This window comes from Crateriforma conspicua, assembly GCF_007752935.1.
GTDB lineage: Bacteria > Planctomycetota > Planctomycetia > Pirellulales > Pirellulaceae > Crateriforma > Crateriforma conspicua.
This window is the reverse complement of sequence record NZ_CP036319.1, coordinates 1,410,982-1,435,660: the sequence shown is the minus strand read 5'-3', so window position 1 is coordinate 1,435,660 and position 24,679 is coordinate 1,410,982. Positions and strand designations below refer to the sequence as shown.

Genomic DNA, 24,679 nt, shown 5'->3' with positions numbered 1-24,679 from the left:
TGGCCCCTTCCCTAAAATTCTGTCGCTAGCGTTGATGCCCAAATTCCGACCGAATCCGCGATCGTTCGCCCTTCGTCGGCAGGTCGTCTTGGCCTTGGCCGCATCGTTGATGGCGGTTCTGTGTGCGTCGGTCCCGGCATGGGTGACCGCACAGAATTTTGTGATCCCCACCGGCCCACAGCCCCAACACACCGCGCCCGCCTCGTCCGGGTCACTGGCACAGGGCACCGTACGGCAAGCGTCATCCGGAGTGGTGCGTCAGCCCGGGGCGGGTGTCCCGACATCGCCCACCGCGTCAGCCCCCCAGATCCGACTGGCCGCCGCCCGAATGCAGGCGACCGAGACGGCGACATCCGATCCGGCAGAAGATGCGGCACCGCTGCTGGACGCCGAAGACTTGACCAACGAAGAGGCGATCACAACTGCGATTGCCAACGTTAAAAAATCCGAAATCGATGACGATCTGCGTGAACGGATACTGAAGATCCTGGCAACGGCCCAATCGGCATACAAAGACCGTCGATCCGATAGCGAAAAGCAATCCTCCTATGAGAAAACGCTATCGACCATCGGCTTTGACACCGCCGATGCGAGACGCCAGGTCGAAGCCAAGGAACCATCGCCGGTCGAGCGTCCCGACAGCCGCTTTTTGAGCCTGGAACAACTGCGGCAAGAGCTGGCCAACCAGGACGCCGTTGTGGAGGCGGCCCGACAAAAGTTGCAGGCAATCAATCAAGAGATCAGCCAACGTCAACCACGCCGCGCCGCCCTGCCGCAACTGATCGCCGAAGCGAAACAACAACTGGCGGACTTGCAATCCAAAGGCGATGCCAAGCCGGTGGACGACGAAAACGGCGACGTGGCCGAAGCCTTGCAAGCCCAACGGGAAGCCCAAATCGCGGCGACCGAACAGCGGATCAAAACGCTGGAAAACGAACTGAAGGCGATCGAGGCCGAAGCGGATTTGTTGCCGCTGAATCGGACGTTGGCCGAGCGTGAACTGGCACGTGCGACCCAATTGCAACAGTACTGGGCCGAAGCGGTCCGGCAAAGCAAGGAAGCACGCACCCGGTCCGATCTTAGACAATACCGCGATTCGCTGAGTGAAACAGAGGCGGAAGAATCGGCAATCTTGAAGTCCGAAGATTCATGGATCGAGATCTTGTCGGAGACCGAACGAGTCCGCCGACGATTGACCGAAGAGGAAGCGAAGGCCGAAGAGATCACTCGGCTGTTGAACGAAAAGATCGAAACGATCGAACGGGATTTGGAATCCGAAGGCCGCATTCGCCCCAGCTTGGGTGTCGAATTGCAACTGTTGCAGGGCAGATTGCCTGATCCTGGATCGCTGGCATCGGAAATACGCCGTGTTCGCACGCGGATCGATCAACTGCGTGCCGAGAAAGCGGAGCTGCAGATCCAAACCCAGTGGAACAGTTCCGCCAGTTCCAGCCTTTGGTCGGGATCCATTCCGAAGAGCCAGATCAGCGAAACCGAACAACGTCTGCTTGATCGCTTTATCGCGGACATCGACACCGACATCGACCTACATCTTCGCACACAGCGTCAACTGGAAACGCAGCAAAGCAACCTGGATGAACTGCGTCACTTGATCAATCGACATGTGCTGTGGATCCGCAACCGCAGCCCGCTGTCGATGCGAGACTTTCCGACCGCATGGAACAGTCTGATTCGGATCATGCATCCGTTCACGTTGGGTCAAGTCTTGACGGCATTCTGGGTTGGCTTGAAAGGGCAACCGCATCTGCCCGCCCTACTGATTTTGGCGTTGCTTTCGATGATCTTTGCCGGCACGCGATTGCGGCGGCGGATGACGGCACTGGCAAAGAAAGCAAGGGCTTGGAACACGACGTCGCTGGTTCCCACGTTGTCGGCGATTTTGATCACCGTCGCGTTAGCCTTACCCGTCTTTATCTTGCTGTATTTCATCGGCGAGGCGATCGAGAAATCTGAATCGTCTGATCGTTTGATCCAAGCGTATGCGCAAGGTTTCAAGGTCGCGGCGTACTTCATCCTGCCCTTGGAACTGATGCGTCAGGTATTGCGTCCGCAAGGCTTGGCGATCGCCCACTTCAACAGCGACGAACCGTCCGTTGAACAACTGCGCAAGGGATTAAGGATTCTGATCGACGTCGGATTACCGATTTTGTTGCTGTGGACCGTGTGCCAGCAAATCGGAAACCCTCAAGTCGAAGGATCTTTGGGGCGTGGCCTGTTCGTCGCCGGCATGTTTTTGGCGTCGGTGTTCTTCTGGGATTGTTTTCATCCCAAGCACGGCATCTTCACAACGCGGATGCAGCATTATCCCGACAGCTGGCTCAGTCGCTTGCGGATGTTCTGGTTTCCATTGATCGTGGCCACACCGTTTATTCTGTGCACGATTTCATTGCTGGGGTATCAATACGCGGCGTTGTCGCTGGCCGAATGCGGATACGGGACGATTTGGTTGATCGTCATCGCATTTGTCGTCAGCGGTTTCCTGTGGCGTTGGTTGCTTCTGCAGCGTCGGCGGGTCGCGTACGCGTTGTACAAGGAAAAACGCGATGAGACGGACCGTGTCAATGTCGAAGGCTTTGACATTGAACAGGAAGACAATTTGCCGGCCGCAGAAATCAGCGCTCAGACAACGCGGATGATGCAAGCGATCATCTGGTTGTCCGTGATCGTCGGCTTGGTCCTGGTTTGGGCACCGGTGTTGCCCGCGGTCGAGTTTCTGAATCGCTTTGAATTGTGGAGCGTCTCGGTCAGCAACCCCGACGGCACGGTGGAAGTCCGCTGGATCACCCTGGCCAATGTGGTGTTGGCCATTCCCGTGGTCGTGCTGACGTGGGTGATCGTTCGCAACCTGCCCGGCCTGGTCGAAGGATTGTTGCTGGAGCGTTTGCCGATCGACAAAGCGGCGCGTTACGCGATCACATCGGTCGGCACTTATGCGTTGGCCGCCTTTGGGATTTTCATGTCTTGCCAAACGCTGGGTTTGCGATGGGACAGCATCCAGTGGCTGGTCGCCGCGTTGGGTGTAGGCTTGGGATTCGGGCTGCAAGAGATCTTTGCGAACTTTATCAGCGGGATCATCTTGTTGTTCGAACAACCCATCCGCGTCGGCGACATCGTGACGCTGGGCGACACCACAGGCGTGGTGTCACGGATACGGATTCGGGCCACAACGATCACCAATTGGGATCGTCAGGAATTGGTCGTTCCGAACAAGGACTTGGTCACCGGACGCCTGATCAACTGGACGTTGACCGACAGCACCAACCGTGTCGTGATGAACATCGGCATTGCGTATGGCAGCGACACGCGGCGGGCGTGCGAATTGCTGAAAGAGATTTGCGACCAACACGAAAACATCAGCGAAGATCCAGGACCGATCGTTACCTTCGAAGGCTTCGGCGATTCGACGCTGAACCTGGTGTTGCGATGCTATCTGTCGACGCTGGATGTGCGTTTGACGACGATCCATGAGCTGCACACCGCCATCAACGATCGCTTCAACGCCGAAGGCATCGAGATTGCTTTCCCGCAGCGGGATTTGCACATCCGATCGTTTCCCCCTGGGATGACAGTGCCCACGACACCGCCGACGGTGATGCCGCCGACTGCGGGCGGGTCGGAAACAGCGGCCAGCTGAGGCAGTCGGGTCGACCAACGCCACGGTGTCACGCGTCACCATGCCGCATTCCGGGCATCGGGCGAACAAAAGCCACGAAAACACGGGTCAAATCAGCCCCCGACGGCGGCCGCCAACCGCACCATTCGCGACAAGGCGTCACACTTGGACCGATGGTGGTTGAAAGAATTGGTCCGCGGCGACACGATGCACCGGTCACTTCGCGTGCGTCCCTCCCCTCCTTCATTTGTTTTGACAAGAAAGCCATGTCGTCCAACTTAGACGAATTGCCGCAGACCCAGCAAAACGACAACGAAGACTTGGAAGTCAAAGACGCCCAGGTCATCTTCACCAACGTGTGGACGGAGCTGGAAGAAGAACTGGGCCACGAAAACTTGCGTTTCGGCAAGGAGCTGATCCTGCTGGGCGGGGCACCTGGTGCGGGGAAAGGAACCAACACCGAGTTCATTGCCAAAGCCCGTGGATTGACCTGTCCGCCGATCGTGGTCAGCGATTTGCTGGACAGTCCTGAGGCCAGAGCGATCAAGGAATCCGGCGGCATGGTCGGTGATACCGACGTGATCAACTTGCTGTTTCGCAAGATGCTGCACGAGGAATTCCGCGACGGGTGCATCATCGACGGCTTCCCGCGGACGCGTGTCCAAGTCGAGTGTTTGAAGCTGTTGGTCCAGAAGATGAACTTGCTGTATCGCGAGTACCATCAAACGCCGCTGGCCATCAACTTTCGTAAGCCGACCATTCACGCGGTCGTGCTGTTCGTCGACGAACGAACCAGTATTGATCGCCAATTGGAACGTGGTCGCAAGATCGCCGCGGAGAATGAAAAGATCCTGTCCGAGGGTGGCACCGAAGACATGCTGTTGGAACAGCGTCCGACGGACATCGATCCCGCGGCCGCCAAGCACCGTTACCGTGTGTTCAAGGAACAGACGTGGGACGCGCTGCAGTCGCTGAAGGAAATCTATCATTATCACTTCATCGATGCCCAAGGTGACATTGCCGAAGTCGAACGCAACATCCTGAAGGAACTGAAGTACCAGTCGTCACTGGAACTGGATCCGGAAACCTATGATGCGGTCCGTCACCTGCCGTTGGCACAAGACCTGTCGATCCATGCACGCCAAGAATTGGTTCGCCGGATGGATGGGTATCAACTGGAACACGCGGGCATGTTCCATTCGGTGATTCGCTTGATCAACGATCGGTTCATGCCAATCATCATGCGTCACGCGATTCCCGGCATGGCCCAGATCAATTCGGAAGACCCCATTTTCGAAGACCCGTTGGCACTGGCCATGGTGATCGACATCTTTGCCGAACGTGGTTACCGCGCGGTCGCCAACGTGAATCGCACCGAAGTCCCCAGGACGGTGAACTTGCAAACCGGTGAGATTGTTTGTGAGACGAAACGGATTTACCGATTTACGGTTCAGTTCCAGGCCAGCGAAATTCGTCGCGGCACGAGCTGAACAGGCAAAGGTTGGCCAGGTAAGAGCTGGTCAGAGACCGGTTATCGACGCGGCGCGCGACCATCATGCGGCCGCGGGAATGGCATCGACCGGGGAAACGACATCCACATGACGTTTCCCACCCAGCACACACGTCTGCACCCGTGCGTGGCCGGACCGACGGCGGGTCATCCGGACGGGCCGGCGACCGAGTTGCTAATCGTGGAAGGTCAGAGCGCGTCCAAGTCGGTTCTGGCTCTTCGTGATGCCACCTTCCAAGCGGTGTTGCCGATGCAGGGCAAGCCGCTGAACGCCGCCAAAGCATCGGCCAAGGCGGTGCGTTCCAACCCGCTGTATGGCTGTTTGGCCGAGGCGATCGGTGCCGGCTGGGGAAACGATTTTCAAGTCGAACGGGTCCGTTTCCAGCGGATCGTGTTGCTGTTCGATCCCGACGCCGACGGCATTCACTGTGGCGTCCTGGTGACGCTGTTCTTTGACCGCTGGATGCCCGGCTTGGTCGAATCCGGTCGGGTCGTTGTGGCTCGCGTTCCGCTGTTTGAAATCACTGCCGAGGACGCGACCGAGGTCCGCTATGCTTTGGATGAAATGGATTTGGCCGATCAACTGGAAAGCCTGCGACTATCGGGGCACCATCTACGCCACCGACGCTTTCGTGGCTTGGCCGGGTTGCCCACCGATGTTCTGCGACGCGCCGGTGTGGTCCCGGAAACTCGGATTTGCCAACGGATCGGCCCGCGCGATGTCGTCGCAATGAAGTCAATCTTTCTGGCCGGGCAATCCCGCTGAAGTCCCTTTGGGCAGGCCGCATCGGCTCGGCCGAGGCCTGAAAGGACTGCTCATTTTTCCTTCTGCGGCGGTCAATGGTTGATTTTTGCGGTGCGGGTCAGTCATGATAGGGCCACGTTCTTTTCCCCAAGTGTCCATCTTTGGGCCCGGTTTTTAGGCTGGTTTCCTCATGTCTGACCCCAACGCTGATCACCCCACCGACGACGTCCAACAAGATCCCGCCGCCGCCCCCGCCGGTGATGTCGAATTCACCGATGTGCAGGCCGGCGAACCCGTTACCACCACCGAAGCGGCGACGCCGGAACCGGCCGCCGAAAAGCCGAAATCCAACGTTCGCCAGTACGTTCTTCTGGGCGTGTTGGCCCTGTTGTTGGCCGCACTGGGGTACGACTACAAAGTCGCTCGCCCCCAAGTGGACGAGGCCTTTGCGAAGGTGGAATCCAAGGCAATCGAATTCGGTCGCAAACCGGATCAATTCCTTAGCAACGACATTGTCCAGAGCACGTTGGGATTCGCTCCCATGGACACGTTCATGGAAGGCAGCCGCAAAGTCGAAGTCTACGGCTTTCAGTCCGGACTGCCGCTTCGCAAACACAAGATGTACGTGACCTACAAACCGTTTGAAGGTCGCGACATGTACCTGAGTCACCAAAAGTACGTTTACGAAGAACAAGACATCCAAGGCAACATGGTCGCCGGCGATGACGGAACGTTGACGGTCATTGACGAGTATTCCGGCGAAGTCATTTCCAGTACTCCCGGCGGCGCCGTCCCCGGTGCCCCGGAAGAGATGGACGGCGGCAGTGGTGGTGGCGGACAGCCGCCCGCAGCCGGTGGTGATGATAGCGATTACCAAGACATGGAGCCGGCCGCCAACGGAGGCGATCAACCCGCCGACGATTCCACCGCCGATGAAGAACCGGCCGTCGCCGAAGCCCGCCCGGCACCCGCCGCATCAGGCGATGAAGAGGAAGAAGGGGCCATCATTCCCGGATCCGCAGAATGGGTCCGCTTCGAAGCATTAATTGCCAAATACGACTCCGACGGCGACGGCCTGCTTGCCGGCGACGAGCTGACCGAAGACATGAAGTCACAGCTGGACAAGGTCGACATCGATAACAACGACGCGTTGGACATCGAAGAAATCATCATCTTCGCTCGTGCGAAAGCCGCAGCCAAAGCGGCGGCCGAAGAAGGCAACTGATTGACCGCGATCCGAATGGAACAGCATTTTCGGGCGGCGTGATGAATCACGCCGCCCGTTTTTTTGGGTCATTGGTCGCTTTGGCACGACGAGGGTCGATCACCACCGCTGCGTGATTTCGTCGATGCGTTTAAAATCTGCGCATGAGCGACGCTTCTTCCCTGACGCCGACGACCAAGATTCAGTTTCTGGCCGGCGTCGGGCCTCAACGTGCCGAGCGTCTGGCGAAGCTGGGCATCTACACGCTGCGTGATTTGCTGTTCTTCTTCCCGCGCGACTACGAACACCCTGCTGCCGAAGTCGCAATTGATCGCCTGAAAGACGGCCAGGCCGCATCGGTCACCGGCGTGATCACCGACGCGGAACTATCCGCACGCAGTCCGGGTAAATCGATTTTCGGCGCGGTCGTGACCAACGAAACCGGCTCGGTTCGGATCGTATTTTTCAACCAGCCGTTTCGCGCCGACACGTTGACTTTCGAGCGGCGAGTGATGATCAGCGGCGTGCCGACACAGAAAGGTCTGCGGATGGAATTCGTCCATCCGAAAGTCAAAATCTTGCGTGAGGACGAAGCCGCCGGGGCCGGCGAAATCTTGCCCGTCTATCCGTTGACCGACGGGTTCAAGCAATATGACATGCGTCGATACACACGCGAAGTCTTGGAACAATTGGCACGCGAAACCACGGAAGTCATGCCGGAGGATTTGCGTCGCGCCGTGGTGCGTCGATTGCGCGACGCGAGCATTGATCCGGGCGGGATCGACCATGACGGCCCCCTGCCGCCGATCGACCGGGCGTTGTGGCAAATCCACTTTCCCACGGATGATCGGTCGCTGATCGCCGCGCGAACGCGATTCGTTTCCCAGGAATTGCTGGTCATGCAATTGGCCCTAGCCATGCGTCGACGCAGTCTGACCACGGATCTGAACGCACCGGTCATCGATGCCAGCCCGGAAACACATGCGGCTATTTTGGATCGGTTCGGATTCACCCTGACCGACGACCAACGCCAGGTCGTTCAAGAAATCCGTCACGATTTACGGCGTCAGTTCCCAATGAACCGTCTGCTGCAGGGCGACGTCGGCAGCGGCAAAACCGCCGTTGCGTTTTACGCCATGATGCTGGCTCACGCATCGTCGCACCAAAGCGTCCTGATGGCACCGACGGAAGTCTTGGCACGCCAGCACTATGAAAATCTGCGGCACATCCATGCGGACAACAGCGACCACATCGGTCTGTTGTCGGGATCACTGGGCACCGCGCAGCGACGCGACGTTTTACAACGAGTCGCCGACGGGCGCGTCACGATGTTGGTCGGCACGCAAGCGTTGTTGTACGACGTTAAATTTCAATCGCTTGGGGTTTGCGTCATCGATGAACAACACAAGTTCGGCGTCCGGCAACGAACCGCGCTGCGGGGCGACGACATGGACCCTCATTGCCTGGTGATGTCGGCCACACCGATCCCTCGATCGATCGGCATGACATTGTTCGGCGATGTGGACATGAGCACGATTCGTCAAAAGCCGCCGGGTCGTACGGAAGTCCACACCTATTTAGCACAAGACGAATGGACCCAGCGTTGGTGGCAATTCGTTCGTCAACGCTTGGACGAAGGACGCCAAGTCTACGTGGTCGCACCACGTGTTGGTCCCGCAACGGCGTCCGCCCCCAGTGACCCGTCCAACAACGATGCCAACGCGGATGGCTGCGAAGACGTTGCATCGGTGGAAAGCATCTATGCCCAGTTGCGTGACGACGTGTTGGCGGATTTTCGCGTCGGGCTGTTGCATGGACGAATGAAACCGGACGAGAAGAACGCAACGATGGAAGCGTTCGCCGACGGGGCGATTCAGGTTTTGGTCAGCACCACGGTCATCGAAGTCGGTGTCGATGTGCCCAATGCCACCGTGATGACCATTTTGGGTGCCAACCGATTCGGCCTGGCACAACTGCATCAACTGCGCGGCCGCATCAACCGTGGCGTTCACCCGGGACATGTGGCCGTTTTCACCGATGGGGACGTCCCACCAGACGAAGTCGAACGGTTGAAAATTTTCGAATCCACCGACGACGGATTTGAACTGGCCGAAGCGGATTTCCGAATGCGTGGCCCCGGCGATATGTTGGGAAAACAGCAAAGCGGTTTGCCACCGCTGCGTGTTGCCGATCTAGCCCGTGACCGCGAAATCCTGGCGGTGGTTCGGGAACTGGCACAGGACATGATCGACGGGGACCCGGAAATGAACGACGAAGCATTGTCGGATCTGCGACGACAGGTGCTGCGGCGCTATGGGGACCGAATGGAATTGGCCGACGGAGCCTGATGGCATCGCCGGAACGGACCGCCCGTACATTTGCACACAACAAATTGCACCGGAGCCTTTCACGGCGTCGCATGACATTGCCGGTCAATCGGACTGGGAGATAGAGCCGACGTCATGATAGACGCATTGGCAAACCGAGCGTTAGCGGGCTCCTTGCCAGCGACGCAACGTCCACTCGCCGCACAGACAGGCCATGGCGATGCACAGCACCCAAGGTTGGTGCCACAACGGATACTGCCAGATTTCAGTCACCGGCACCTTTCGATTGGGCAGTGATTTGGCAAAGGATCCCAAATCACCGGCGGAGATCACTTCGCCGCCGGTTTGTCGGGCGATTTCCGCCAACCCATCGCGATCCCAAGTCAAGCGTTCGAATTCGCTGGCATCACTTCGGCTGACCCAACCGGTTTCGGCACGCCCCACCGGGCTGCCGTCTTCCGCCTGCACATCCGCGGTGAAGCGATACGCACCTTCGTCACGCGGCCAGAAGCGACCGACATACTTGCCAGGCTCCGTCTCACTTGGCTGAAGCTGAACGTCCAGCCTTTCGGAGGCTTGTGTGGCGGGCTTATCTGTGGTGCCGAATTGCTGTTGTTGGACTTTCAAATCGATCGATGCGTTGTCCAGCGGCAGATATTCTGCATCACGACAATCGACGGTGATTTGAACCGGGCTGCCGAGCGATCGTCCGCCTTCCAACTGCAACTGCAACTGCACCCGACGCGGAACCTCGCCGACCAACCAGTGCGTGGTTTGACGCCATGCTTGGCCGGGATCATCGTTGGCCGAACGGTCGCGCCGCATCGACCATCGCCATGCGTCTGCGATCGTCCAAGCGGCGGTGCGACCGTTTCCAAAACGCTGGACGACCAAGCCCGGGACCCGGTTGCCATCTTCATCCCGCAACATCAACATCGTCTGGGCCCCCGGCTTGATGTCACCGACCGGATTGACGGTTCGAAACGCGGGCATCCGATCCAAACGTTGCCGTTCGGCTGACTCGTTGTCACGCAATCGGACCCAGGGGCTGAGCATGCCTTCGCGGGTCAGTTCCAACTTGCGATCGCGTCGCGGGGCGGACCGTTCATCGCGGAACACCGCACGACCGGGGGCATAGACCGGCGACATTTCGCCCAAAGGCGTGTTCGCAAAATCCGACGCGCCGAACGATTCGGCGCCCCCCATCAACATCAGCGCGCCGCCGCGTGCAGCCACAAAGCGACGCAGCAACAACAGTTGGTCTGCGGTGAAGAACGCCGGTTCGATGTCGTCCAAAATCACGGCGTGATAGGCGAACAGTTCCTCCGCAGTGTCGGGAAACCCGTCGCTAAGTTCATCGGAATCCTTGATACCCAGTCGGATCACGACCGGTTCGTCGTACTGTTCGGCGGTCTCTTCTTCGTCCTGTCCCAGCCCCGCAAACAGCGGATTGGTCTCATTGATTGTGGAATCGCGAAACGTGAATTTCGGTTCCTTGTTGGCGATTCGCAACAACCCCACCAAATCAATCTCGGCATCCTCCTGAAGGGCGCGCCGCATGAATTTGAAATCCCAGTTCGGACGCCCGGCCATGTACAAAACACGATAGGGTCCGCCCCGTCGGTCGACCGCGACCAGACGACGGTTGTTCAACAACGTGGCTTCCCAGCGGCTGGCGGATTCCAATTCATCCGAATCCGGTTTGCCGACCGTCGCGGGAAAACGATCACGATCGCGTTGGTCAAACACCGCCACTTCGTAAAAATTGACACCGGATTGTTGGGGACGAAATTGGAAACGCGACTGGAATGTACGACCGTCGGCACCGGCGGCAACCGATTGCTCGGCCACGACGTTGCCTGAAACGCAATCGATCAACCGCATTTGAATTTCTGACAAATCATCGTCAGACGCCTGGGCGGAAACCGTCACCGTCACGGGTGACGTTTCAAAGTCGGTCTGCCGCACGGTGACGCTGCTGATCCGCAAATCGTCCGGCGTTCGAACCGAATCGGGGACCACCGGATAGACGGGGAATCCCAAGTCGGCCCACTGAAAATCGTCCACCGCATCGTCGGTCGCGTTGCCGTCGGTCATCAAGACGACGCCGGCCATCGGACGCCGGTCGAAGCGTTGTTGCAGCTGAACCAGACTGGTCCGCAACGTCGACGCGCCGCCGTCGAACGTCAAATCGGCGGGATCAGCCATCTGGTCCAGTCGAGCCGCGAAACGATAGGGACGCACATCAAAATCTTGTGCAACGCGGACCATCCAGCCGTTTTCGCGATCCAGCCACTGTTGAACCGATTCGCCGCGTGACCGGTCACCCCGATCGGCTTTCAACTGCATGCTGCGGCTGTCGTCGATCAAGATGGGCAACAGGTTCGCCTGTGGCCGCGGACGACGGGCCTGGACCATCGGCTGAACGATGCAAACGGCGAGCAGCACCAACGCCGTCAGCTTTAACAAGACACCAAGACACTTGACCCACCAAGCGGCCCGCATCCGCCAGTAGTTGGTGACGACCAGCAACGCGATGACGCCCAACAGCAAAAACGCGACGGGCGCCCAATCGGGCGACTGCAGGATGATGTTTTTCGGCAACAGATCGAACGTCAAGGCTGGCGGTCCTCCGAACTGACTTGGCCGCTGCCCAAGTTTTCATAGTACCGCTGGACCGCATCGGCAAACCGACCGGGCACCGGATCGCGGTCGATGGGAACCTTGGAATTCTTTTCCGCCGTACGCCGCATCAATTCTTCACGAACCGCGCGACGCAGTTCGCGCAGGGGCGTTGCGATCATCTCGTCAACGACTTCCCACTGCGGCGGTTGTGAATGGCGGATTTGTTCGCGACGCAATTCGCGGGCACGATCGCGGATCTGTGTGGCCCGGGATCGCAGCTCGGGCGTTTCTAGCATTTCTTCGACGTCGCGAAGTTCATCGGTCCATTCACTGTAGGCGTCCCCGTTGAACGGTCCCGCCATCGGTTGGCCTTCGTCCGGGCTTTCACCGCCATGCATGATCTGGCCGCCGCCACCCTCGGTGCCACGACGATCGTTCTGCGCCGGACCGCCACGCAGCGACGGGCGCTGGCGCGGCGTCGTGCCTTGCTGCGGCGATTGTGAAGCCCCGCCACGCTGACCATCCGATGACGCTTGTGACGGACGTTGTCCCGGTTGCCCCGCTTGTCCTGGTTGCCTTTCACGCGACTGACTTTGTTCCGACCGGCGGTCAGAAGCCTGTCCTTGACCCGATCGCCCTTGTTGTTGCTGCTGTTGTTGTTGCTGCCCCTGCGATTGCTGGCCTTGTTGCTGATCCGATGGCTGCTGTGATTGCGGTCGTTGACTTGGCGAGGCCCCTGAATCTTCGGCGGATTGCCTGTCGGGACGGTCGGGATCTTGCCGTGATCCTTCATCGTCTGTCCGACGCCCATCGGACGATGCCTGGTCTTCGCTTGATGCTTCGCCGGATGCCGTGCCTTCCGCCGAACCTTGGCGGTCGCCGCGTTCGGTCTGCAGACTTTCGTCCAATCGCTCCAGCTTGTCAGCGGCGCGACGCAACCCTTCGGTCGGATCGCCCAGCACGGACTCGGCTGCCTGATCAACGTCTTGGCGAAGCGTTTCGATCGCCTCCAGGGCTTGTTCACCCAGCGGTCGAGACTCTTCCTCGAATCCGCGTTGTACCAACTGGTCCATGTTCGACAGAGCCTGATCGATTCGCGATTGCTTGCCGCGGCGATACCCGTCGTACAACTTCTGCGCCAACAAGGGTTCGGCCGTTTCCGCCTGTTGGACGGTGTCTTGGATTTGGTCCATCAAATCATCCAGGTCTTCGCGTTGGCGGCGAATTTGTTGCAGCAGCGAATCGTCACCTTGCTCACGACGCAGTCCGGGCTGTCGTTGTGATGATTCTTCGCGTTGGCCTTCATTGATTTCGCGTTGCTGTTGCTCCAGATCACGAGCCTGTTGCTGCAGTTGTCGCATTTGATCGTCGAACTGGCCCGCCGCCTGTTGTCGAACTTCGTCACGAAGCTGTTCGAATTCGCGTTCCGCCCGCTTCCCTGCTGACAGGGCACCGCCGACATCGCTTTGCTGTAAGGCCTCGCTGGCTTGACGAACGTTTTCGCGGGTTTGTTCCAGTTGTTGCGATTGCTGTGACATCTGGGACTGATTGACGGGCGATTGCATACGTTGATTCAATTCGTCGGTTTCTCGCAGCAATTCTTCTTGCTGCTGCCGCAATCGTTCCAGTTGTCGCTGCAGTTGCTGGCGTTCTTCTTCGTCTTCCGCATTTTGCAAAGCCGACTGCAGCGTTGCCAACTGTTGATTCAGATCCTGTTGGCGACGTGCCAGTTCACGCAATCGATTCAACACCTGTCGCGTTTCGCGTTGTTCGGCAGGTTCACCGGGCGATTCCGCTTGCTGTTGACTTTCATACCGGCTGGGGTCGCTTTCCAATTGCAATTGTTGCAGACGACGCTGTCGGTTTTGACTTTGCGAGCCGCTGCTGCTGCTTTGAGATCGGTTTTGTTGCGAACGCGACACTTGAAATTCACGGCCACGCAATTGCAGCAATTTTTGGTAAGCGTTTTGTTGGGCATCCAAAGCATCGCGTAGCGTGTCGTCGCGTTGTTCGCCCGACATGTCGATCGATTCGGCGACGCGGGAGAGTGTTTTTGCCGATCGTTCCATCAACGATAGGCCTTCGGCGGCGAATTGTTGTGATCGATTGTCTTGCAATTGCTTCGCCATTTCGTCCAGTTGCGTCATCGCCTCGGTTTGCGATTCGGCAACGACCGCCGCATCGACGGAAACCTTCGCGTCGGATTCTGAACGACGAATCAGCCCCCACGTCGCATTGATGATCTGTTTTTGCAGATCCGCGATTTGCTCGGCTTGCTGGCCGTTTTGTTGGTTCTGGTTGTTTTGGCTGGGCTGGCCACCGGGCGGCGACTGGCCTTCGCGAAAGATTTCTTCGAACGGTCGAACTTCGGCCAAGAACAGGTCACTGGTGGTCCGCCGCACCTGCCCATCGGGTCCGATGTCTTCGGCCCAGAAGTGATAGCTGATCAGATCGTCCGGTTGTGCCGACAGATCTTCGAGTGCCAACAGGTGTTCAATGGGCTTCGTCTGGTTGCCGTCGATGTCTTCGGCCAAGACGACTTCGGTTTCGTCGCCGTTGTGACGATAAGAAAGACCCGCCCGAGTGATACGAAAACCGTCTCGAACTTTGGCCGACAGATTGACTTCTTCCAACGCGGACACGATCAAATCACGAGGCTTGTCCAGTTTGATTTCCGGCGGCTTGTTGGGCAGCACTCGGATCACTAGATCGTCGGGCGTTTTGTTTTCGCGATCTTTGTCGTCGATCAGCCGCAGCTGATAGCGTCCACTGTTGACCAAAGTGGTGTCGAAACGCAGCACCGGAACATCGGATGACAACGCGGTCAGTGAAATCGTCTGGCCCTGTTCATCGATTAGCATGGCTTGCCGAACGACTTTGTTGATCGTCAAATCCCAAGTCAACTTTGTTCCTTCGACGGCCGCCACGCGGCGCGTGTCCTGGATCTTCTTTTCCGGCAAATTCGTGTACCCCGGATAGACCAATGTCGCGTCGCTGCGGAGCAACGCCGGGTAGTCGAAGACCTGAACGTCATAAATCGGGCTGGAACGTTGCGGGCGTGTCGCATTGCCGGGAATGACGACTTGATACTTCATCGGCTGGTCGACGCCTGATATCAGCGTCCCCAAAACGTCGTCGTTCAAGTTGCGCCGCATCGGCAATTCTTCACGCGATTCGTCTTTGTTTTGCCGCAGCAGGATTGCATCGTCCGGTAATGATTCGGTTGCACCCTTGCGACGGGCGGTGACCACCAAACCGGTTCCACGTTCGACCTCCACGTCACCGGGCTGAACATCCCAAGTCGCGTCAGACAGATTGGACGACGACGAAGCGGTGGCCGACGAAGGCATCGGCAGGTTCCCTAGTTGGAACAACAACAGGGACAACACCCCCACCGCACCGAGTCCCGCAAGACGGCTGAACCAAAGGTCTTTGCCGGAAACCACGTTCGCCCAGCGGTAGACGCTGCCGTGATGATTCACTTCATCCAACAGACGTTGCTGTAGATAGCCGTATCGATCTGGCGGGCTGTCCAACACCTTGACGGCGGTCATCAGTCGCTGGCCCAACGACGGATAACGTGACTCCAATCGTTCCGCCATCGAGTGCAAGTCACGATAGCCGCGACGGGTCATCCACCACATCGCGATCAACGCCACAAGCGTGGCCACCCCCATCGCCACGGCCCAATCCTTGGGCGTCGCTTCCGCACCAGCACCCTGGGTCAGGCCATACCAAACCGCCATGGCAAACAACGCCACGCCGATCCCGATGCCGGCGACGAAACGCCAGCGCAACCGTGATCGATAACGCGCCGACACCGTATCCAAACGGCGACGCAGACTGCCGGCGCTCTGTCGGCCCGACTGATGTTGGCTCAGGTTGGCCGCATTTTTGGACATTGCGTCCGACGTTGAACGCTGCATCACACCATCTCCGTCGATTCGACCTGACGTCGGATGGCGCTATAAACCGTCTCACAGGCAATCAGCCCGAGTGCGATCAGCAATGCCATCCGCCACAACCCTTGTTCCGATTCCAATTCCACATCCCGCAATTGTCGGTCTTTCATGGCGACCGTCGTTGCAGATTCCACTTTGCCCAGCGGGATGCCCAAATTCTCCAAAGCCGCCAAGTCCAGCGGTTCGGTCCGTGATTCCGACGCCGGCAAATTCACGGCGACCGTGGCGTCGCCGTCGTCCGACTTTTGGATTCCCGGCGCTTCCCAGACGATTCCCGCTGCGTCGGGAATCCCGACGATCCGAGCATTTCCTTGATCCGCGGCCACCGTGTCGCTGGCTTCAAACCAAGCAAACACCAGCGGTATGAATTTGGTGGACAACGCCAACTGACTGTCCTCGGTGTCCCAGCCAGAGGTCAGGATGGTCAATCGCCCCTTGCCCAACGTGCGTCTGGCGATCGCGATCTGTCCATCATCAAAACGACACGGCACTTTCCACATAGAATCCTCGGCCGGCGGATCCACGATCAATTCACGATGTGACCAAAACCGAATCTTGGAAAAATCATTGAACTTGGGATCCGCCATCGGCTTGAACAAAGGATCTCGAAAATCAATCTGGCTCCACATCGCATAATCGTCGACGGTCGCCTCGCTGATCCGGACACCGGTCAAATCGCCGATGGATTCCAGCGTCTGTTGCCACTGGGCGGCGTCGTCCGATGGACCAATGGCGACGACCACATGTCCACCGTTTTTAACATAGGATTGCAAGTCGTCGGCAACATCCGATTGCACCGGAGCCGTCAGAACGACCAAGGGCAGCGTCACTTCATCCGCTGAAGCTTCGGTTCGCAAGACGTCTCGGATCGCTGCCGAATCGGCGGCGGACAGATCGCGAAAGTCGACTTCGCGATCGGCGTTGGCCAACGGCACCTGTGACAGAAAGAAGCCTGGCCGCTGTTGCGGCGGCCCCTGAGCATTGCCCACGTGCAACAGGGTTAACCGCTTTACCTCGGGCGTGACGAAATAGAACGTGTTGTCAAAATCGTCATCGTCACCCGACAAGATCAGCGTGGCGTCACCTGGCTTGGGTGGCGTCATCGACACGACACGCGTTTGTCCCGGTGGCACTTGGATGTCCATTTCAGATTCGGATCGCTGGAATGCGTTGGCATCGCCCCACGCCAAGCGGAAATTTCCGTGGTCGGCGTTTTCCGAATTCGCGATGCGTATCCGCCACGCGTCGTCTGCCACTGCCACAAGATCCGACGTCGCGTCGGTTCGGTTCAACAGTCGCGGGGATGCGTTGGTGGATCCAGACGGCTTGACCAAACGAACATCCAAACGAACGTTGTCCGGCCAAGCGAACGCCTGCAATGCTTCCAAGTCCGCCCCGGCCTGCAGATCGCTGATCAACACCACTTGCGTGGGAACGGCAACGCCGTCGTCCAGTTCATCCAGCGTTCGCGTTGGATCGAGGCTTTCGTCATCGCTGATACCAACGGTGACCAAATCGGCGGCTTCCATCAACGCGGCGGCCATGTCCGTGTGTCGCCATGACGGCGGGGACTGGTCCACGGCATCCAAAACCAATTGGCGACGTGCCGCCAATTCGACCGCCGTGGCCTGTTGGAAATCGACCACCGTCCGTGGCTGTGAATCAAAGGCGATGATGCTGATCCTGTCGTCGGCCCCCAACTGATCGGCCAGGGTTTGGGCATGTCGCCGGACCGCATCGGGGATTCCCGCCCGTCGCATGCTGGCACTGGTATCGATCATCAAAACGACGTTTCGGCCGACGTCCCGCAACCCGGTGGTCTGGGACGATCGAAAGAAGGGCCTGGCAAATGCGATCGCGATCAACAACAACGCCAACGCCCGAATCAACAGCAACGGCCAGTCATCCAGTCGGCTGCGTTTGGTCAGTTTGGGTGGCGACGGCCGCAGGAACATCAGCGAACTGAACGTCATCTGCGACTTGGGTCTACGTCGAATCAAATGCAAAATGATGGGCAACGCGATCGCGGTCGCGCCGATCAAATACAGCGGTGCCAGCAGACTCATCAAGCATTCCCTCCGCCCAATCCAACCCCGCGGGCGGCCGATCGAATCGCATTATTTCGGGAAGCCGGCGAACGACGCCGCTGTTGATCTGTGATGACACTGAACAAGGCTTCATCGGGTGGCGTGTCGGTGGACCACTGGTGCAGTGGGACGCCCAGTGAATCGCACACCGCCTGAAGCTGGGTTCGATGCTGGTCGAAATGTTGCTGGTAATGCTGGCGGACTTCTTCCGGGTCCAAGTAGATCGCTTGGTCGGTTTCCGGATCACGGACCATGCCCGCTTGATCCAAATCGAAGCGTAATTCGCGCGGGTCCAGGATTCGCAACACGATCACTTCGTGTCCGCGGCTGCGCAGGTATGCCAGATTGGTCCGCATCGTTTCCGGCGGCGTCAACAAATCGCTTAACAGAACAATCAGCCCACGCTTGCGGATCAGCGTCGCCATCTGTTCCAGCGGGGCGGCGATGTCCGTTCCCTTGCCGGTCACGTCACGCGACAGACACTGCATCAACTGATGCAGGTGACCGGGGCGGTGGCGAGCACTGAGGAATTCGCCGATGGTTTCATCGAACGTCAGCAGCCCGACGCTGTCACGCTGCAGCGTCAAGAAGTACGCCAGGGACGCCGCGATCGTCCGCGCATACTCCATCTTGCTGTATTCCAGCGATCCGTATCCCATCGATCGGCTTTGATCGACCACCAGATAGCATCGCCGGTTCGTTTCGTCTTCGAACTTTTTGATGAAATAACGATCGGTCCGGGCGAACAGCTTCCAGTCCAATCCGCGAGTATCGTCGCCGACGGTGTACGGCCGGTATTCGCTGAATTCAACGGAAAACCCGTGGTAGGGGCTCCGGTGCAATCCATTGTAAAACCCTTCGACCACCGCTTTGGCACGAAGCTGCAGATTCTTGATCCGCATCACGGCGGCGGGGTCCACTGCAGCGGTGGGCGATAGCGAACGATTCTGGTGGGCGTCGGACATCAACAGACAGACGATTCCGTAACGAGCCGGAGTGAACCCCAATGGTGGACGCCCCCGCGCCGACGCGGCGGTGGATAGCCGGCCCCGTGGTCGACCGGCGGTTTCCCCGGTCGCGGCGTCCCCATGACGATGGTTCATGATAGGGCAACGAACAACGCCGCGTGCAAATCCATTGCACGCGGCGTTGTCGGAATTCAGTCGTGTCACGCCCGGGCAGTCCGGCCCGGTGAATCAGCCCAGCAGCCGTGCCCCCCGCTGTGTCCTGTGCGGGGTCGGCCGATCAGGGTCAGACCGATCAGGGGCGGGCGGCGGTGTGCGTGGGGGAATCCAGCAGATTTTCGGTCATCCGAGCCCGGTATTCCATCGCGCTGGTCGGCCCTTGGAACCCGACCACGTTTTCATCCCAATCCAGCTGTTTTTGAATCATTCGGCCATTGTCGACGTCGAAACGCAGGCTGCCGTTGCTGAGCTGTTGGACAACTTGGGCGCGAACGGATTCTTCGCGGATCGGCGTCAGCGGCTGACTGGTCACTTTCAGCGTCGCGACGCCGGTTTGAACTTTGTCCAACGTGTATTTTTCCCGGATTTTGATCGTCTTGACCAATCCGTCCTTGGTTCGCGCTTTGAACTCGCGAGGCACCGACCAAGATTCCCCGACCGCGATCGGTTGTTCGGGCATGGTCAGGGTCAGCGATCCCATGCCCAGGGATGCCTCGGTCCCGCCGTGATTTTCGCGGCTGATTTCTTCGCCACGCTCGTTCACGGTGATCGTGGCCAACGTTTGGCCGATACGGCTGGCGACCAACTGGAACGCCGGCGGTGCTTCTTCGCCGCTTTCGCTGTCCCAACGCAATTCTTCGGCATCGCCGTTTTGCTGCGTCATGCTGACCGAATCGATGACGTGGTCGAACACCATCGTGCCGTCTTCGTTCCGGCGAACAACTTTCCAGTGTCGACGGCTGGTCGTGTGAACTTGGCTGGTCTGCGACTTGCCACGAACCGACGTCTTGGTCTTGGCAACGTGCGTCACCTCATAGGGCAACACGTCGCCTTCGTTTAGGTCATACCGCAGCAGATAGGTGGCGGCATCGTCGTCGGCAACCGCTGTTTCGGCTGTTCCCAAAGCGACCGTTCCCAGCCCCGCAGCCACAGCGGCGACCCATAGATTTCGACCCAAAGCAGCAATGATCGTCTTCACGAGAAGCGTCTCCGTACGCATGGAAAGACTGTCTTGATTTCGGCGGCATGATCGCAGAATCCGTGCCGCCACAGCAAGGGCGATGCCCAGTCCGATCGGACATCACCCTAAAAGCGTTGCCATTTGGCGTGGATCACTTGGTCAGTTTGTCTTGCTTGACCACTTTGGTGCCCAGAATGGTCACCGGTTCGACCGGCACGTCTTCCATCGGGAATCCTTCAGGGGTCCGCGCCACTTGGGTGGGAACCGCCTTGATCTTTTCGACGGTTTCAAACCCGTCGATGACCTTGCCGAACACCGCATACCCCCAGCCGTCGGCCGCATTGGCACGGTCCAGGAAACTGGGATTGCGGTCCGAAACGTTGATAAAGAATTGCGCGGTCGCGCTGTGGGGATCGCCGGTCCGCGCCATCGCGATCGTGTAGGTCTTGTTGGAAAGCCCGTTGCTGGCTTCATTGCGGATCGGGCTGCGAGTCAGCTTCTTCTTCAAATCGGGGCCCAATCCACCGCCCTGGATCATGAAGTTCTTGATCACGCGGTGAAAAACGGTGCCTTTGTAAAAGTCGTCTTCGACGTACTTCAAGAAGTTGTCGACCGTCTTGGGTGCTTTGGTTTTGTTCAGTTCCAACAGGATGTCGCCTTCGGAGGTCTGCAATAGCACGTTAACGGTTTCATCTTGGGCCGACGCATTGGGGGCCAATGCACATCCGACCAGAGACGCAAACGTCAAACCTAGGCAAACGAATCGCTGATACATCGTGGGTCCAAATCGTTGGAAATTGGGGGGCAGGACTTCGGAAGGAAAAGGGCTTCCTATCGTCACACGAAAGTTGCCTGGCCGTCGTTGACGACAGGTTCAATTTTCGCGTCGCCCCAAGTCTACGCAATCGACCGACCGGAAGAAAACCGGAATCGTCCGCTGAGATCAGTCCTTTGGCGGTATCCAGATTTCTCCCATCCCGCCGTCGGCCAAATCACCACGCAAACAGTCCAGCGATTCTGATAAGCGGGCAAACCGCTTGGCCACCCTCGGACAATGCGGCTTCCATGGTTCAACCGATCGCAGCATCGGGCCGATCACGGCAGTCCACATCGGAACCGGCGTGGTGAACCGCCGGCGGTCAATGGCCGACAATTCGCCGCAAACGATCGTCCCGCGTCGCATGCCGAATCCGACCCGACCGCCGTCATCGCCGGTAGCAACGGTTCGACCGCCGATGACGATCGTGCCCGCGATCATCCAGGCCCCGACGCCCGGCATCACATCACCGTTGATCCACAGATCCCCACGACGCATGCGGATTCCGGCGCGACGCCCGGCATCGCCGGTGATCACGACTTTGCCACCCGACATGCCGACACGCCCGTGGTCGACCGGGCCACCGACACGATCACCCGCATCACCGTGCACAATGACTTCGCCGCCCGCCATGCCGGACGCCAAGTCATGTCCGACATTGCCTTGGACTTCAAACCGTCCACCATGATGACCGGATGCCAGGTGATCGAACCGGCTCAAATCACCTTCGACCATAATGGTTGGTTGCTCCGACGTCAGATCTTCGACGTTGAAATACTCCGCCAATTCGACCGATTTGTGACCGGCCGACAAGCGAGCGTGCCGGACTTGGTCGATGGTCATCTTGGCGAAAGCCTGCAAACCGATCACGCGAGCGTCGATACGTTGATGCGGTGTTTGCCGCAGCGAAAGCTTCCATGACTTCATGACGATGCATCCTCGGTCGATGAGTCCGGACTTTCGGCTGACCCGGACAACAAAGCATGCAAATGAAAGTGGTGCTTACCCAATTTTCCGCCATAGTTTCCAGCGGTGATCCGGTGCAAACCTTGGGAACCGCATTTCATTGCGGCTGCCAAAATGCCGACCCGGGTGGCGTTGGCGATGCTGGCTTGATCGACACCATCGATCACCACTTCCAAGACGGCGTGCGTCTGGTCATCGATCTGGGACTGGGGCAAATGCCGCAGCGTTGGACAGAATGCTTCGTTGGTCGACGCGAACAGGGCATCGTACTTTGACCCCACCTTGGAGCCACTACGAGTCGCGCCGCCGGGAAACGGCGTGATCACGCCCGGCAGCGATGCGATCGCCTCGGTTGCCGCGCGACAGGCATCGGCCACCACCGCAACCGAATCACCGCACAACAGAAAATTGCCACCGCCGATCCCCGAAAACCACCCGAGGTCGTGCTGGCAAACGAATTCGCCATCCATCACGGGGATTCGCCAGTACCGAACGGCGTCGATCGTTTTGCTGATTTGATGCCCGTCGCCAAAGAAACGCAACGTTTTGCCCAGCGGCACCGGATCATCGCGATGCACCGGAACGCTGAGGTCGCCGGTGCCGTCAAACACCGCGGTGGTCGGGCAGGTCAGAACACACTGGCCGCATCGAGTCGGTATTTGTTTTCGCAATTCCGTCCCCGACGCGGCAAACGCCAACACCATCGCACCGGGACGACCGTCGGGTGTTTGATCCGGTGCAAGCGTTTGTTCGACATCGATTTCGACACCGCATGCGATCACGCTGGTGCCAAAACCGGTCAAAGCGTCACAGGCACGCGACACCCACCAAGGATCTTGCCCCGTCACCACGAGCCGAGTCGCTTTCATATCGAAAGCTTCGGCAAACGTGTCGTCGATGGTGACGCCGTTGATCTGCATCGCCGTGTTTGATCCCTTCGGTGTGTTACAAACTGTCTATGGCGTCAGCGTTGCCGCGGCCGGGGCGCATGGTTCACTAATGTCGATCCCAATTGCGTCCGCATTTCATCATCGCTGATGGCAAGTCGACCAAGGGACGACGAACCGGCTGCGGGATACCGGCGAACGATCGATTTCCACGCAGATTTATCCAAAGAAAGATCCACACGGTGCGTCCGGTGCAGCGATTCCGCCGCGGTGGAAACCTGTGGTCTCCCACTTCCCGTCGATGGCACATCAGTGCCGGCGATACATCGCCCCGACTTCAGCACATATTTCGCTTGGGCAAACGTCTGGTCCCAAGTCGACCGCTGTGGATACACGACGACGTCGGCCGGTGCCCCTGGCCGCAGGGTCCCGGTATCGCCCAGACCCAAAATCTTCGACGGTCCGACACGCGTCATCGCCACCAGTTCGTTGATCGTGTACTGACGATCCAAACCGGACAGGTCGCTGGCGGCCGCGGCATCGGTGTGGATTTCGGCCAAAGCGGTTTCGCGAAAGCTGTGGTCGGCCAACAACCGAATCAAGTGCGGATAACTGGTGAACGGTGCTCCGTTGGGATGATCGGTCGTCAAAAACACGCGTTCCGGATCGTCGATCATCAAGAACAGTTCCAATCCGATCGCCCACTGCAAACTGTGCACAAATTGCCGGCGTCGATAGCGGAACGGCACCACACCACAGCCGGCTTCGCATTCGATGTCCACCAACGCCGATTTTCGCGGCTTGGCGTGACGATGGTTGGCAAACTGGTGCGCCGTGTCGCCGCTGATTGTCACGGTTTGGCCGAACATGATTTGGCCGACATCCACGGTGACGTTGGGATGCTTCTGCATCGCCCTGACCAACTGCTGGGCAGCCGACGACATGCCGTAGGGGCCTTCATCGCCGTAGCAATGAAATTGAACGTGCGTCAGATGAATCGGCAAACCATCGGCGGCTTCGATCGTTTTGATGGTCGAAGCGATGTTGCCGGGCACACCCAGGTTGCTGCAATGAACATGCAGCGGATGCGGCAATCCAATTTCGTAAACCGCACGACAAAGGGTGCGAATGATCTCTGATGGGGTGACGCCATAACGTGGATGCGGCGTATCCACGTCCAGATCGCGAACGTTGTACTTGAACGCATTGATGCCGCCTGGATTGACCACTTTGACCGCAATGCACTGCGTTGCTGCCACCATCGCGGCGACGTAATCGTTGACCATGACTTGGGGGACACCATCGCCGATCATCTGCAGTAACAGATCGTCGTTGCCCAACAAGCAATATCCGCCCGTATCTAACCCGTGGGCCAACGCCATTTCCGCATGCGCGGCTCGTGCGTTACACGGCAATACGGCCGGTTCAAAGCAAGACGTGTACCCCATTTGCAGGTAACGCTGTGCGGCCACCGTGGGCGATGGCAAGAATTCACTTTCCGGTCCATCGGTCAGGTCTTGCAACAACAACCGCGCCAAAGCCACTTTACCGCCGCCGATGTGCGTGTGCACATCGATGCCACCGGCCATGACCAGACAATCTCTTGCATCGATCGCATGGTCCGACGAAGCATCCAATGCCGCCGGACCGGTTGCATCGGGTGATTGGACCGCTTCGATTTGCCCATCAACGATCACCAGGTCGGCAACGCGATCCAGACTTTGGCTGGGATCGATCAAGCGTCCGCCGCGAATGAAGGTGCGCATCGAT

The 24,679-nt window shown here is 58.6% G+C and carries 14 protein-coding genes; 5 read left to right on the top strand and 9 right to left on the bottom strand.

The window, feature by feature from the left end; genetic code table 11:
* Positions 1-34 precede the first annotated feature (34 nt).
* The 5 genes from Mal65_RS05200 to recG all read left to right on the top strand — a co-directional run bounded on the left by Mal65_RS05200 (position 35) and on the right by recG (position 9,441).
* A complete protein-coding gene (locus Mal65_RS05200) occupies positions 35-3,655 on the top strand; it encodes a mechanosensitive ion channel domain-containing protein (RefSeq protein ID WP_165701076.1) in 3,621 nt (1,206 codons plus the stop codon).
* 245 nt (positions 3,656-3,900) lie between these two features.
* Entirely contained in the window at positions 3,901-5,124 is a 1,224-nt protein-coding gene (locus tag Mal65_RS05195; protein WP_145294428.1) for a nucleoside monophosphate kinase, read from the top strand.
* A gap of 108 nt (positions 5,125-5,232) precedes the next feature.
* The gene (locus Mal65_RS05190) at positions 5,233-5,910 is read left to right on the top strand and encodes a toprim domain-containing protein (protein ID WP_145294424.1); all 678 of its coding nucleotides are present in this window, start codon (positions 5,233-5,235) and stop codon (positions 5,908-5,910) included.
* A gap of 169 nt (positions 5,911-6,079) precedes the next feature.
* Complete coding sequence (locus Mal65_RS05185; RefSeq protein WP_145294412.1) at positions 6,080-7,114, top strand: EF-hand domain-containing protein; 1,035 nt, start codon at positions 6,080-6,082, stop codon at positions 7,112-7,114.
* 143 nt (positions 7,115-7,257) lie between these two features.
* Positions 7,258-9,441, top strand: coding sequence for an ATP-dependent DNA helicase RecG (recG, locus tag Mal65_RS05180; RefSeq protein ID WP_145294410.1), 2,184 nt, complete (start codon positions 7,258-7,260; stop codon positions 9,439-9,441).
* Positions 9,442-9,582: 141 nt separating this feature from the next.
* On the opposite strand, the gene Mal65_RS05175 is transcribed toward recG, so the two are convergent.
* The 9 genes from Mal65_RS05175 to Mal65_RS05135 form a co-directional block, all read right to left on the bottom strand.
* Complete coding sequence (locus tag Mal65_RS05175) at positions 9,583-12,039, bottom strand: glutamine amidotransferase (RefSeq protein ID WP_145294407.1); 2,457 nt, start codon at positions 12,037-12,039, stop codon at positions 9,583-9,585.
* A complete protein-coding gene (locus Mal65_RS05170; RefSeq protein ID WP_145294404.1) occupies positions 12,036-15,971 on the bottom strand; it encodes a hypothetical protein in 3,936 nt (1,311 codons plus the stop codon). The genes Mal65_RS05175 and Mal65_RS05170 overlap by 4 nt, the downstream gene beginning before the upstream one ends.
* Entirely contained in the window at positions 15,971-18,073 is a 2,103-nt protein-coding gene (locus Mal65_RS05165; protein WP_145294401.1) for an N-terminal double-transmembrane domain-containing protein, read from the bottom strand. The genes Mal65_RS05170 and Mal65_RS05165 overlap by 1 nt, the downstream gene beginning before the upstream one ends.
* Positions 18,073-19,197: a DUF58 domain-containing protein gene (locus Mal65_RS05160; RefSeq protein WP_231131283.1), complete on the bottom strand. Its 1,125-nt coding sequence runs from the start codon at positions 19,195-19,197 to the stop codon at positions 18,073-18,075. Before Mal65_RS05160 ends, Mal65_RS05165 begins: the two co-directional genes overlap by 1 nt.
* A gap of 157 nt (positions 19,198-19,354) precedes the next feature.
* A complete protein-coding gene (locus Mal65_RS05155; RefSeq protein ID WP_196784588.1) occupies positions 19,355-20,257 on the bottom strand; it encodes a hypothetical protein in 903 nt (300 codons plus the stop codon).
* Positions 20,258-20,390: 133 nt separating this feature from the next.
* Positions 20,391-21,014: a peptidylprolyl isomerase gene (locus Mal65_RS05150; RefSeq protein WP_145294399.1), complete on the bottom strand. Its 624-nt coding sequence runs from the start codon at positions 21,012-21,014 to the stop codon at positions 20,391-20,393.
* A 168-nt stretch (positions 21,015-21,182) separates the two neighbouring features.
* Positions 21,183-21,983 (bottom strand): formylmethanofuran dehydrogenase subunit C, encoded by an 801-nt coding sequence (locus tag Mal65_RS05145; RefSeq protein ID WP_145294396.1) that lies wholly within the window; start codon positions 21,981-21,983, stop codon positions 21,183-21,185.
* Positions 21,980-22,942, bottom strand: coding sequence for a formylmethanofuran--tetrahydromethanopterin N-formyltransferase (gene fhcD / locus Mal65_RS05140; RefSeq protein WP_145294394.1), 963 nt, complete (start codon positions 22,940-22,942; stop codon positions 21,980-21,982). Before fhcD ends, Mal65_RS05145 begins: the two co-directional genes overlap by 4 nt.
* A gap of 44 nt (positions 22,943-22,986) precedes the next feature.
* A complete protein-coding gene (locus Mal65_RS05135; protein ID WP_145294391.1) occupies positions 22,987-24,675 on the bottom strand; it encodes a formylmethanofuran dehydrogenase subunit A in 1,689 nt (562 codons plus the stop codon).
* Positions 24,676-24,679 lie beyond the last annotated feature (4 nt).